Genomic DNA, 12,375 nt, shown 5'->3' with positions numbered 1-12,375 from the left:
GTCAGGACAGGGCCGACTTGAGCTTGTCGGCGAGGTCGGTGCGCTCCCACGAGAAGCCGCCGTCATCCTCGGGCTTGCGGCCGAAATGGCCGTAGGCGGAAGTGCGGGCATAGATCGGCTTGTTGAGGCCGAGTGCGATGCGGATGCCGCGGGGCGAGAGGTCGAGAGCGTCCATCAGCACGGTCTCGAGCTTGGCCTCGTCCACAGTCCCAGTGCCGTGCAGGTCCACGTAGATCGAGAGAGGCTTGGCTACGCCGATGGCGTAGGCGAGCTGGATCGTGGCGCGAGTGGCGAGACCGGCGGCCACCACGTTCTTGGCGAGGTAGCGCGCGGCGTAGGCCGCCGAACGGTCGACCTTCGTCGGATCCTTGCCCGAGAAGGCGCCGCCGCCGTGCGGTGCCGCGCCGCCATAGGTGTCGACGATGATCTTGCGACCGGTGAGGCCCGCATCCCCGTCGGGACCGCCGATGACGAACTTTCCGGTGGGATTGACGTGCCAGACGGTCTCTTCGCCGACCCAGCCCTGGGGCAGGGCCGCCAGGATGTAAGGCTCGACGATGTCGCGCACGTCGGCGGAATCGAGGGTTTCGTCGAGATGCTGGGTGGAGAGTACGATCTGCGTGATCCCGACCGGGCGGCCGTTCTGGTAGCGCACCGTCACCTGGCTCTTGGCATCGGGGCCGAGCTTGGCCGCGTCACCCTGCTTCGCCTTGCGGGCGTCGGCGAGGTCCTTGAGGATCTTGTGGGCGTAGTAGATCGGCGCCGGCATCAGCTCGGGCGTCTCGTCCGAGGCGTAGCCGAACATGATGCCCTGGTCGCCGGCGCCCTCGTCCTTGTTGCCGGACGAATCCACGCCCTGCGCGATATCGGCGGACTGGGCGTGCAGATGGATCGCGATGTCGTTGTTCTTCCAGTGGAAGCCCGACTGCTCGTAGCCGATGTCCTTCACCGCTTCGCGGGTGAGGTGCTCCAGGTGCTCGAAGGTCACGGAATCCGGTCCGCGCACCTCGCCGGCGATGACGATGCGGTTGGTGGTGGCAAGGGTCTCGACCCCAAGGCGGGCCTCCGGCATCGCCGCCAGATAGGCATCGACGATGGTGTCCGAGATCCGGTCACAGACCTTGTCCGGATGGCCTTCGGAGACCGACTCGCTGGTGAACAGGTAGTTGGAACGCGGCATCTGGGCCCCCCGGTTTCGGGTTCGCCTCGGCAGCGTTAGACCCGGTATTCGGAACGGAGAGCTTCTGGCACTCCCACTTCGACCGGTCAAGACGACAAACCGAACGTATCCGCTAAAACGAACAAAACATACTTTAGATCAGCCGTTTAGTTTCTCGTCGAGGGCGTGGATCGCGGCAGCGAATTCCCGGCGGCTGGCGTCGGAGAAATGCTCCGTCACGTGCTTGGCGACGACATCGACGAGGCCGACCCATTGGGCCTGCGGACCCTCCTGCCTCACGAAAGCCCGCTGCGGTGCCTCGCTCAACCCCTGAGCCGGAACATCGTCGCTGCGCTCCATGCCATCGAAGAAATATTCGATCGGCATACCGGTCATCCGGCTGAGAATCTCGAGATGGATCGCGCTGATGCGATTGATACCCTTCTCGTATTTTTGAAGCTGCGCTGCCGACATGCCGAAGCTCTGGGCGACGCGCTTCTGGGTCAGGGCCGATTTCTTCCTCTGCTCGGAAATGCGCAGGCCGACATGGACATCGCGTGCATCGGTCTTTTGTCCAGCCATGTCGGATCCCGTGCAGTCTCATGAATCCTGTCGCGAGCCGTGCACTTGGGCAGATCGTCGTCGCTCAGGGCGCTCGCAGCTACTGTTTCTTCCACGTTCGCAGGTTCAACCCAACCCGAAAAAGCACGGCGCGGTGTGCTATTCCGAGCCGTCATCTTGTCCAGGATATGGACGATACGTCGAGAATGGAGAGGTGGCGTCCCCGGCAGGTCTCGAACCTGCGACCCCAGGTTTCATCCCACTTCGGCTTCCGCCGCCGCTCCGTGCAGGAGCGTTCGTGGTCTGGACTATCCCTTCGCCATGGACCGGTGGGGATTGACCCGTCGCGATCTTTAGGCGCCGCCCGTCTAGTCTCTACACCTTCCCCGGATGAGTCCGGGGCTTGGCTCGGGATCGGCCGTGCCAGCACGCGTGCCAGCCTTGGGCGTTCCCCGAATTTGAGCGGATCCGCCGCGCGGTTTCCCATCGCGGCGCCCAATTGAAGTTTAGGAAACCTGTGCTCTGTCCAGCTGAGCTACGGAGACTCACCACGTGTTCCCCTAGCATCATCGGGCGGGTAGGCCAACCGGTACGGACGAGGGCAGCAGGCTAATCGCTCGAAGCGATAGGCCTGGCTTTACCCCTCGTCGCCGGCGGCCGGCTTCCGGCCGGTCCCCTCAGGCGACTTTGCGCCGGAGCCACCGGCGCGCCTTCTGCGCGCGGGCAAACCATTCCGGATGGCCCCGCAGCCAGATCTTCGAGGCTTCCGTTCCCGCGATCAGGCGCTTCACCAGATGGCCGCGCAGGGTCACGACCTCGAAGAGCTCGCTCAGATCTCGGGTCTGAACCCCGAAATCCGACTTGTAGGGCATCACGCCGACCGTGAAATCGAAATAGCCGAGTCCCTCGGCGCGGGCCCAGCGCAGGGTTTCCGCGACGATGTGGAGGCCCGGTGAGGTGTTGCGCCAGGCCTCGCCCGCCATGGTCAGGAGGATGCCATGGAAGGTGCCGCCATGGACGAGGCCGTAGGCGCAGGCGATCCATTCTCCGTCGACCGCCAATCCGAACAGGCGGACCGGTCCGCCGGTCAGCCCCCGATGAGCGCCGTCGCGGTAGAAGGCTTCGACATCGGGCCGGGAGAGAAGGTTGAACCGGCCGATCTCGGCGAAACGCGAGCGGCGCTGCTCGACCAGCGCATCGAAGATCCGGTCGACCTCGCCGGCGCTTCGCGCCTCCACGAAGGTGACGGCGCCGGCACGCTCCAGCCGGCGGCGCAGCTTGGCCATGTCCTTCAGGGTGCTGGGACGACACAGGCGCGACAGCAGCGTCTCGGCATCGCCCTCGATGGCGACGCCCGAGGCCTGCATGTCCATCCGGCGGTTGCCGGGCAGGAAGGCGAACGGGTTCGGCCGGCCATTCACATCGTCGGGGATCCGGCTGATCTGGATCAGGTCGGTCCGGGGAAGCACGTCCCGGATCGCCGTCCAGGCCTGGGGCATCTCGTCGGCGGAGAGGTCGATCCCGGGGGCGAGGATCGGCGCCGCGTAGTCGCAGACCCCGAGATCGAGCCAGGTGATCGCGCGGTGGCCGCGCCGGCGCAGGCGCGCCAGGGGGACCAGCATGACCGGATGTCCGTTGGCGTCGACCACCTCGACAATAATCGGCTCGGCCTTGGATTCGGTGCTCAGACGCTCCGCCACCGCCGTCGCCCAATCGAGACGCTGATAGGCCGTGGCAGTCCCGTCGGTCTCTAGCCGGCTCCAGAGATCGGCGACCGTCGCCATCGTCGTATGCAGGCGGGCGCTGTAGCGGCGGGCGGAGACAGGGAGCGTCGGTGCGGGACGTTCCGGTATCACGCTCATGACTGGGATGTCCTGGCTATCGTGGTATGGCGGACCGCTTCCGCCTGGGCGGCGGACATGCCGCGATGGATGGCGCGAGGGGCCTCGCCGAGAGAGTCGAGGGTCATCGCCCGGGCCTCGCTTCGAGATCGCCGCCGAGGCCGGGCTGCATCGGGTGACGGGCTGAGCTCCAGGGCTTCAGCATCCACAGGCAGCCCGCCAGGACCACGACTTCCGAACCCAGGACGCCGAAGAGCGACCAAGCCGGTTGGGCGATCAGGAGCAGGCCGATGACGGCGACGGCGCCGATTCCCACGCTCACGCCCGCGATGACCGCCAGGGGACGGAATTCCTGCATCGTCTCCATCAGCACCCTCATCGGCGCATGAATGAGGGAGACCGTGACGATGGCCCAGGCCGCCACCGCGATCAGCGTCATCGGCGCCGCCGTGAACTGGCCGGCAAACAGCTTGTGCTCGATGAGTTCGAGCGCCCAGAGGATGATCACGCCGTAGGCGATGCAGCCGAGCCCCAGCAGGCCGGAGCAGATGAAGGCGAAGCGGCGCGCGAGGGGGAAGTCGCCTCGGGCGAGATGGCCCGCCACCTCGGGCTGGACCATGTTGATGAGGGCGGATGCCGAGAGCCGCAGGGGTGAGAACAGCACGAAGGTGGCGGCCATCGGCGCATAGGCAGCCGGCCCCGCGATGGCGGCCACGAGAAGGCTCTGCCCCTGGCCCTGGACGTTGGCGGTGGTGACGTTGACCAGCGACCACGACAGGGTCGGGATCATCGCCCCGTAGCGGCGGCGCACCGAGCGGCCGAGGCTGAGCCGGATGGGCTCCCGTAGCAGCGCGAGCGATGCGACGATGCCGAGGCCGTTGGCGCAGGCCAGGGCGAACAGGGTCTCGTCGAGGCCGGGCGCGCCCTGGAAATGGATCATCGCCACGGTAAAGGCGGTGCCCGAGAGGGCGAAGACCACGTCTCCCAGCCCCGAGATCGCCGGCCGGTGCTTGGCGAAGAGCGCGAGGCGAAGATAGCTGCGCAGCGACCAGAGGCCGACGAAGAGGCTCCCCGCGAGGGCGTTGATGTCCGAAGTGGCCATCAGCGCCGCGCAGACCCCGGCCCCGATCGCCGCGGAGAGGATGACCGCCACCGTACCGAAGGTCACATCGAAACCACGCGCCGCGCGTCGTCCGGCGCGCGGCGGAATGGTGATGGTGGCCGGCACGCCTGCCAGCGACCGGATGTAGGTGAGCGCCAGTCCACCCACGAGAAAGAGAATGGCGAAGCGCCCGTAATCGTGCGGGCTCAGGCTTCGCGCGAGGACGATATTGATCCCGAAATGGAAGGCGCTCTGGGTGACTTCGCCCCCCAGCATGAGGATGAAGCGGCGCGCGAGGCGGTTCAGACCGTGCATGGCGTTCAGCTCGCCGCGACGGCGTTGGCATCGGCGCCCGCGCGACTGCCGATGCGGGCATGGATCATCGCCACCAGCCCTTCCGCGGCGGCTTCCTCACCGAACAGGGCCGCGTAGCGGGCACGGGCGGCCGCCGGGAATTCCTGCCAGGAAGCCGGATCGGTGACGATGCGCTCCAGAGCGGAAGCCAGGCTCGGCGCATCGTCGGGCGTGACGACCCAGCCGCTTGACCCCTCCTCGACCACTTCCGTCAGCCCGCCGATGCGGGATACGACGGGCGGGCGGCCATAGGCCATGGCCTCGATCGCCACGCGGCCGAGGGATTCCGGCAGGCGCGACGGCACCGTCACCACGTCCGCCCAGCGATAGAGATCGGATGGATCGTCGACGAAGGGGGACAGGCGGATGATCGAGCCGAGCCCCGCATCGGCGATCTGGCGGCCCAGCGCCTCTTCCCGTTCCGTATCCTCGAAGGCGCTGCCGACGATGCGGACCTCGATCCGCCCGCGCACCTCCGGTGGAAGGAAGCGGATCGCCTCGACCAGGATTTCCTGGCCCTTGATGCGGCTAATCCGGCCCAGCATCAGCAGGCGCAGGGGACGCGAGCCGTCATAGGTGGAGGCCGGTGGCGTCTCGGGCCCCGCGATACCGTTATAGACCACCCGCATGGCGACCTTGGAGATCAGCGAGAAGGCCTTTGCGGTGGCGCGGGAGTTGAACACGATGTCGGCCCCGCTCCAGCGGATCAGCCCGCGCAGCAGCTTCAGGGTGGCGCCCTGCGGGATCTCGTGGACATGCACGATGGCACGACCCGGGCAGAGCCGGGCGGCGAGGAGATAATCCGCCACCACCGAGGTGTTGATATAGACGAGGTCGCTCGCGCGCAGCCGCCGCCAGGCGCGCAGCATCGCTACAGGAAGCGTCAGCAGGCCGAGGGTGGCGAGGCGCGGCAAGTCGCGGCGCCGGAGAATCCAGAGCGGCTCGAAGACGATCCGCGAGGCAACGCCTTCGAGGGCACCCACGATGGGGCCGGTGCGGGGCAGGACGACGTCGATGACGGCAGCTGGATAGGCCGCGCGGATGATCCGCACGCTCTCAACGAAGCTGCGGTCGGACCCATAGAGCTCGTATCCCTGGTGGACGCAGGTGATGCGCATGCCGACTCGACCTCAATCCCAACCTCAACTGCCCCAAGATGACATGCCACGATGTTTTCAATCGTTACCGAGCAAGAACCTCACCCAGCGTAATCATGGCGCATGGTTGCCTGGAGATGATTCTCATGTCCCGTCTCGGGACCGTTGGGGGCTAAAGGAGACTCGGATGCCGTCGCACAAGCCCTCGCTGCTGATCCTGGGGACGCGTGGCATTCCCGCATCCCATGGCGGCTTTGAAACCTTCGCCGAGAAGCTCGCGCTCTTTCTCGTGAAGCGCGGCTGGCACGTGGCGGTCTATTGCCAGGACGAGGTCGAGGCGGTGACGGAGCGTTTCCGCACGACCACCTGGCAAGGCGTCGAGCTCATCCATGTGGCCGTCTCCACCAGCGGCCCGCGGGCGACCCTGGATTTCGACTGGCACTGCGTGCGCGACGCCGCCAGGCGGGGCGGCGTCAGCCTCGTCCTCGGCTATAACGGGGCGGTCTTCCTGCCGTATCTGCGCTTCTCCGGCGCGAAGATCATCACCAATATGGACGGCATCGAGTGGAAGCGGCCGAAATGGTCCATGGCGGTGCGCGCCTGGTTCTGGACCAATGAATGGATCGCCGCCTGGGCTTCGCACCGCCTCGTGGCGGACCACCCCGCCATCGCCGACCATGTGGCCACGCGCCGTCCGCGATCCGCCATCGCCACCATCCCGTATGGCGGCGATCCGATCTCGGCGGCGCCGACCGGGCCCATCGAGGCCATGGGCCTGAAGCCGGGGCGGTACATGACCTCGATCGCCCGGATCGAGCCCGACAACAACATCCTCACCATGGTCGATGCCTTCTCGCGCAAGGTGCGGGGCATGCGGCTCGTGGTCCTCGGTACGTTCTCCGACAGCAATCCCTATCACCGCGCCGTGAGGGAAGCGGCCAGCGACGAGGTCCTCTTTCCCGGCGCCATCTATGAATCCGAGACGATCAGATCCCTGCGCTTCCATGCGCGGGCCTATCTGCACGGGCATACGGTGGGCGGTACCAACCCGTCCCTGGTGGAGGCTCTGTGGGCGGGCAATGCGGTGATCGCCCATGACAATCCGTTCAACCGGGGGACAGCCGGCGAGGAGCAGTTTTACTTCGCCGATGCGGATGCCTGCGAGCGGCACATCGAAACCCTGATCGCGGACGACGGCGCGGCGAGAAGGGCGGGTGTCGCCTCGCTCGCCCGTGCCGCCGACCGTTTCGAATGGTCGGAGATCCTGAAGCAGTACGAGGCCGAGGCCATGGCGCTCGGAGGCTTCGCCGCACCGGCGGGCCAGGAGTCGAAGCACGCCGGCACCTCGTCCGCCCATCTCCCTCCGGCCCCTATGCCGATGGCGGTGGGAGGCCAGAGCCGAGATCGAGCTTCGTGAGGCCAGCGCCCACACGCAGGGCGATCCTCGCGGCCGCGGCATGGACGGCGGCACGGGTCCCGGCCGCCGCCGCCCCGCCGCCGCCGCTCCGCCTGAGGCGCGGCGTCAACACCTGGCCCTGGTTCTCCCTGACGCGGGAATTTCCGGCCCCTCGCACGGATTACGGGACGCCTCCGTTCCAAGAGGGCCGGCCCGTCCCGACCGGACGCGACCTCGCCCGTCTGCGAGCGGCCGGGTTCGACTTCCTGCGCCTGCCCGTCGATCCCGGCCCCTTCGCTGCAGCCGCGCCGGAGGAGCGCGAGCATCTCATGGCCGAGCTCAGGGCCGCGGTGGAAGCGGCGTTGCGCGCGGATCTCGCGGTCCTGGTCAATGTCCAGGCCAACGGTGCGACCCATCACTGGAACCCTCAGAATTTCTACGGTGATCCCGGCGCGCCGCTCTTTCCCGCCTATCGCCGCTTCGTTTCCGACCTCGCCCGCATGCTGGAGGGGATCGCCCCCGAGCGGCTGGCGCTGGAGCCCGTCAACGAGCCGCCGCAGGATTGCGGCGCGGCATCGTGGCTGACGATCCAGGACGATCTCCTCGGCGAGGCCCGCCGGGTCGCCCCGCGCCTGACCCTCGTGGCCTGCGGCGCCTGCGGCAGCATGATCACCGGGCTCACCGCCCTCGCCCCCGCGCCGCTTGCCCGCTTCGCGCCGCTCCTGTTCACCTTCCACTATTACGAGCCCTACCTGTTCAGCCATCAGGGGGCGCCCTGGATGCGGGAGCCGGTCTACCGCGCGCTCAACGCGGTGCCCTGGCCCGCCTCCGCCGGCAGCCTCGAGACGACGCTCACCGCCGTGCGGACCCGGATGGCCGGTGATGCCGGTCTGTCGGCGGAGGCGAAGCGCGACGCCTACGCCCTGACCGAGGCCAAGCTCGGCGAGTACTTCGCCGCCCAGCCGGACAAACGATACCTCGCCCGCCACCTCGCCATGGTGGGGGAATGGGCCCGCCGCCACGGCATAGCGCCAGCGAATATCGTCCTCGGAGAGTTCGGCGCCCTGCGCAGCGATGCGCGCTACGTCGCCGCTCAAGCGGACGACCGGGCGCGCTACGTCCGCGACGTGCGGGAGGCGGCCGAAGCCGAGGGCTTCCCCTGGGCGTTCTGGAACCTGTTCGACGGGATGGGGCTGATGGACGATGCCAGCAAGCGCTTCGATCCGGCCATCGTCACCGCCCTCGGTCTGCGCGTTCCGGCGGACGATCGCTGACCGCGTGGAACAGGCCGAGGAGGAGGATGGCGAATTTGGCCAGGAGCGTGGTCTTGCCGCCGATCCCCTCGAACGTGTTCACCAGGATGACGAAGGCGATCACGGGCAGGAACGTGCCGGTGCGGCAATGCCGAACCAGTTCCATCATGTAGAGCGTCACCGCGGCAGTGAGCAGGACCGTCATGAAGATGCCCTGGTAGACGAGGGTTCGGACGATGGGGTTCTCGATGCCCCATTCGAGCCCGCTCACGCGCCGTAGCGAATCCACGAGACTCATATCCGGCCCGACCAGCAATTCGCGAAACGGAATGCTGGCGACGAGGTCGAGCATCTCCACGCGGGCATTGGCGCTTCCGCCATCCGCCATGAACCGGCTGAGCAGCGCGTCGAAGAACCCGCCGGCCGCGAGGCCGCCGATGCCGAGGGGCACGAGGGTGAACAGGAAGATCCCCGCCGCTGCCGCCAGGAGCGGAATCCGGCCCGCGCTCAGCACCTTGTGCAGGGCGAAGAGACCGTAGCCGCCGCCGAAGATCAGCGTGACCACCATGGCCGAGCGCCCGCCGAAGGCGACGAGGGCGGCGAGTTGCAGCCCGATCATCGCGAGGCGTTGCGGAACCGTCATGCGTCCGCCTCCCCCGATGAGGGCGAGGACGTAGCAGGCCGTGAGGGTGGCGTTGCCGAGGGGGTGCCCCTGAAGTGCGGCCGAGCGCGTATCCGTGGCGAAGACCTGACCGTCCAACCGATAGGGAAAGAACAGGGTCTTCGTCGCGAATTCGGTAAGTCCGAGCAGGGCGTTGACGAGCATCACCGCATGCACCGTCAGTTCGAGGCGCCTCCAGGTCAGCGCGTCGCGATCGGCCAGCAGCACGGCGAAGAGGCCGGGGAGCAGGAACGTGTCCAGCGCTCCCGCCATACCGGGCCCGCTTCGCAGGACGATGTGCAAGAAAAGCCCAATGCTGCAGACGGCGAGCAGCATCCCCGCCGGCCGCACCTGCACGGCATAGACGAGGTAGCTCGCCGGGTTGCCCGACTTCAGCGCGGCCCAACCGAACAAGACGAGGACCAGATAGGTCGAGGGGTGGATCTTCTGCGGGGCCGCACCCGTGAGCCCGTCGTAATTGATGCCGACATTCCACAGCATGCCGCCCGATACGCCGAGGATCAGCACGGTGAGGGCGATCAGGCCGAACGGCATCGGGCTGCGCGACACCGCTCCGGTCTCCCTCCGCGGTCGAGCCGGGTAATGGACCGCGCTCCTCATGCTCAGCCCGTCACGCCGCCGCAGCGTAGCGGTCGACGAAGAGGCTGCCCGAGACCGGACGGCCCAGCACTTCCGAGACGTCGAGGATGTCGAGGAGGTCGCGCTGACGCGTGGCGCCGTTCTTCGCCACGATCAGCAACCGGTCGCTGGCCGAGGCCAGGGGCCCGATACGCAGATTTCCGGTGAGCACGCCGCCATCGATGAGAATGAGGTCGAAGCTCGATTTGGCAGCCGCGAGGAACTGCTCGATATTGGCCCGGCTCAGAGCCTCGCGCGAGGCCCTGGCGGTATCGCCGATGCCGATCCGCGCGGCACCACTCTCGGGATCCGACTTGGCCGCTGCCGCCATCCCGGCCTCGCCGCGCAGGACCTCGATGAGGCCGGGGCCGTAGGCCTTCTGCTCCGGCCTCGCTTCGAGATCCGCATCCACGAGGAGCACCCGCTCGCCGCGCGCCGTCGCCACGGCCGCGAGCAGGTGAAGTGTCGAGCGCCGGTCCGCCGCATCGGAGGCCGCCGAGGTGACGAGCACGCTCAACGCCTGGCCCGGCGGGTGGATCTGGCCGCGCACGCTGGACAGCCGGTCGAGGGTCAGGCTTGCGGCGACGCTGGCCGGACGCTCGCTTCCCGCCTTGAACTCCGGATAGGTGGCGACCACGGACGTGTGCGAGAGCCGTTCCATCTGGCGCCGGGACAGGACGGTGGGGTCGAGATACTCGCGCACGAAGGCGAGGCCGGCCCCTAGGCCGAGGCCGCTGACGAGCCCGCCGACGAACAGGAGGAGGCGCAGGGGCCAGCTCCGCTCGGCGGGCGGACGGGCCCAGCTGATGACGCGGGCATTGGTGGTGTCGATGCCGGTCTGTTCCTGGATCTCGCGCGAACGGCTGAGGAAGTTGCCGTAGACGGCCCGGCTGGTATCCACCTCGCGTTCGAGTTCACGCAGGCGCACGGAGGCTTCGCCGGTGACGATGGAGCCCCGCTTCAACTCGTCGAGATTCGAGGTCAGCGCTTTCTCGTTGGCGACGGCGCGCTGGTAATCCGTCTCGGCCGAGCGGGCGATGCGGCTCAGCTCCGTCTCGGTCAGGCGCTTGACGTCCTGCATCTGGGTCCGCACCGACTCGATGTAGGGGTGACGGTTGCCGAGCTGGGTGCGAAGATCCGCTTCCTTGCTCGCGAGCTCCGCATATTGGCTGCGCAGCCGCTCGATCACCGCGGACTGGATCGCTTCCGGGGCTGTGTCCGGTCCGAACGCGGTACCGCGCGCATCCTTGATCTGCTGCAGCCGGGTGCGCGCCTCCGCCGTGCGGGCGCGGGCGGCGACGATGCGGTTGTTGCTCTCGGCCAATTGCTGTTCGCTGATGAGCTGGCCGCTCGCCGTGATCAACCCGTTCTCGGCCTTGAACTTCTCGACCTTGTTCTCGGCGACGTTCACGCGCTTGCGCAGGTCGTCGAGGCGCGCGCCCAATTCGGCCGAGGCCCGCGCGGCCGCATCCGCACGGGAGGAGGTCTGGTCCTTGAGGTAGGCGCTGGCGATGGCGTTGACGATCCGGGCGGCTTTGTCCGGGTTGCCGGCGGTGACGACGACATCCACCACGAAGACCTTGTCGGCGCGCTTCACCGATAGCTTGCGCCGCAGGGCGCGGACGGCCCGGGCCTCGGCGGCGGCATCGGTGCTCGGGGCGGAACTTTCGCCCTGGAGGGTGCGCAGGGTCCAGCTGATGAAGCCGCTGCCGACGCCGCCGAAATCCGGGTCATCGAGCAATCCGGCCTCGCGGGCCGCCCGGGTCAGGACCGAATCGGATTCGATCACGCGCGCCTGGCTCTCGACCTGGATGACGCCGCCATCCGGCGCCATCGCCACCGGATTGACGTCGTTGGTGACGATCTGCTTGTCGCGCGGGTCGATCAGAATCTGGGCGGTGGCCGCATAGAGCGGCGGCGCAAGGAAGCCGTAGGCCACCGCGATGAAGGTGAGCAGAGCGGCGGTTCCGAGCACCCAAGCCCGGCGCACGTACAGAATGCGCCAGAGATCCCCGATCTCGGCGCTCTTGTCGGGCTCGGACGCGGGTGGCCGGTCGATACTCGATCGACCGATCCAATCCGCCGCCGCGATGTGTCTGTCCATCTGTGCCATCGGATGCTCGGGCCGTGACCGGGATACAGCCCGTCCTTCAGATATAGGCATGATCTGATTTTACTGACGATTCACCAACACCTGGGGATTTCACCGATCTTCGCCCGTTCCCTCCAATATATGGTTAGTGAAACATTAACATCTCCCCCCCGCGGCCCCTTCGCGCCGATGGCGGTGAAGGGTTTCTCAATCGTGATGC

General features: G+C 67.6%; 9 protein-coding genes. 2 read left to right on the top strand and 7 right to left on the bottom strand.

What is annotated here, in order from left to right; translation table 11 throughout:
- Position 1 precedes the first annotated feature (1 nt).
- The 5 genes from metK to RQI43_RS16765 form a co-directional block, all read right to left on the bottom strand.
- Entirely contained in the window at positions 2 to 1,180 is a 1,179-nt protein-coding gene (gene metK, locus RQI43_RS16785) for a methionine adenosyltransferase (RefSeq protein WP_311275885.1), read from the bottom strand.
- A gap of 138 nt (positions 1,181 to 1,318) precedes the next feature.
- Positions 1,319 to 1,741 carry a helix-turn-helix domain-containing protein gene (locus RQI43_RS16780; protein WP_056454015.1) on the bottom strand — a complete coding sequence of 141 codons (423 nt, stop codon included), beginning with the start codon at positions 1,739 to 1,741 and terminating at the stop codon, positions 1,319 to 1,321.
- Between the two features lie 656 nt (positions 1,742 to 2,397).
- Positions 2,398 to 3,582, bottom strand: coding sequence for a GNAT family N-acetyltransferase (locus RQI43_RS16775; RefSeq protein ID WP_056427959.1), 1,185 nt, complete (start codon positions 3,580 to 3,582; stop codon positions 2,398 to 2,400).
- Between the two features lie 103 nt (positions 3,583 to 3,685).
- On the bottom strand, positions 3,686 to 4,978 hold the full coding sequence (locus tag RQI43_RS16770) for a hypothetical protein (protein ID WP_311275884.1): 1,293 nt from the start codon (positions 4,976 to 4,978) through the stop codon (positions 3,686 to 3,688).
- 5 nt (positions 4,979 to 4,983) lie between these two features.
- On the bottom strand, positions 4,984 to 6,135 hold the full coding sequence (locus RQI43_RS16765; protein ID WP_311275883.1) for a glycosyltransferase: 1,152 nt from the start codon (positions 6,133 to 6,135) through the stop codon (positions 4,984 to 4,986).
- Between the two features lie 166 nt (positions 6,136 to 6,301).
- On the opposite strand from RQI43_RS16765, the gene RQI43_RS16760 reads away from it, so the two are divergent.
- Positions 6,302 to 7,531 (top strand): DUF1972 domain-containing protein, encoded by a 1,230-nt coding sequence (locus tag RQI43_RS16760; RefSeq protein ID WP_311275882.1) that lies wholly within the window; start codon positions 6,302 to 6,304, stop codon positions 7,529 to 7,531.
- Positions 7,528 to 8,784 carry a cellulase family glycosylhydrolase gene (locus tag RQI43_RS16755; RefSeq protein ID WP_311275881.1) on the top strand — a complete coding sequence of 419 codons (1,257 nt, stop codon included), beginning with the start codon at positions 7,528 to 7,530 and terminating at the stop codon, positions 8,782 to 8,784. Before RQI43_RS16760 ends, RQI43_RS16755 begins: the two co-directional genes overlap by 4 nt.
- Here RQI43_RS16755 and RQI43_RS16750 read toward each other — a convergent pair.
- Positions 8,744 to 9,994, bottom strand: a complete 1,251-nt coding sequence (locus tag RQI43_RS16750) for a VpsF family polysaccharide biosynthesis protein (RefSeq protein WP_311275880.1) — start codon at positions 9,992 to 9,994, stop codon at positions 8,744 to 8,746. The two genes, RQI43_RS16755 and RQI43_RS16750, sit on opposite strands and share 41 nt — an antisense overlap.
- Positions 9,995 to 10,055: 61 nt before the next feature.
- Positions 10,056 to 12,167, bottom strand: coding sequence for an exopolysaccharide transport family protein (locus tag RQI43_RS16745; RefSeq protein ID WP_311275879.1), 2,112 nt, complete (start codon positions 12,165 to 12,167; stop codon positions 10,056 to 10,058).
- Between the last annotated feature and the right edge of the window lie 208 nt (positions 12,168 to 12,375).

The sequence above is a fragment of the Methylobacterium sp. WCS2018Hpa-22 genome (assembly GCF_031843785.1).
GTDB lineage: Bacteria > Pseudomonadota > Alphaproteobacteria > Rhizobiales > Beijerinckiaceae > Methylobacterium.
The sequence above is the reverse complement of the archived record's forward strand: the minus strand, read 5'-3'. Positions and strand labels throughout refer to the sequence as shown.

What these genes read in the sequence shown, in the direction of transcription:
- RQI43_RS16745 (WP_311275879.1), bottom strand. Translation starts at nt 12,167, where the DNA reads ATGGACAGACACATCGCGGCGGCGGATTGGATCGGTCGATCGAGTATC.
- metK (WP_311275885.1), bottom strand. Translation starts at nt 1,180, where the DNA reads ATGCCGCGTTCCAACTACCTGTTCACCAGCGAGTCGGTCTCCGAAGGC.
- RQI43_RS16780 (WP_056454015.1), bottom strand. Translation starts at nt 1,741, where the DNA reads ATGGCTGGACAAAAGACCGATGCACGCGATGTCCATGTCGGCCTGCGC.
- RQI43_RS16775 (WP_056427959.1), bottom strand. Translation starts at nt 3,582, where the DNA reads ATGAGCGTGATACCGGAACGTCCCGCACCGACGCTCCCTGTCTCCGCC.
- RQI43_RS16760 (WP_311275882.1), top strand. Translation starts at nt 6,302, where the DNA reads ATGCCGTCGCACAAGCCCTCGCTGCTGATCCTGGGGACGCGTGGCATT.
- RQI43_RS16770 (WP_311275884.1), bottom strand. Translation starts at nt 4,978, where the DNA reads ATGCACGGTCTGAACCGCCTCGCGCGCCGCTTCATCCTCATGCTGGGG.
- RQI43_RS16765 (WP_311275883.1), bottom strand. Translation starts at nt 6,135, where the DNA reads ATGCGCATCACCTGCGTCCACCAGGGATACGAGCTCTATGGGTCCGAC.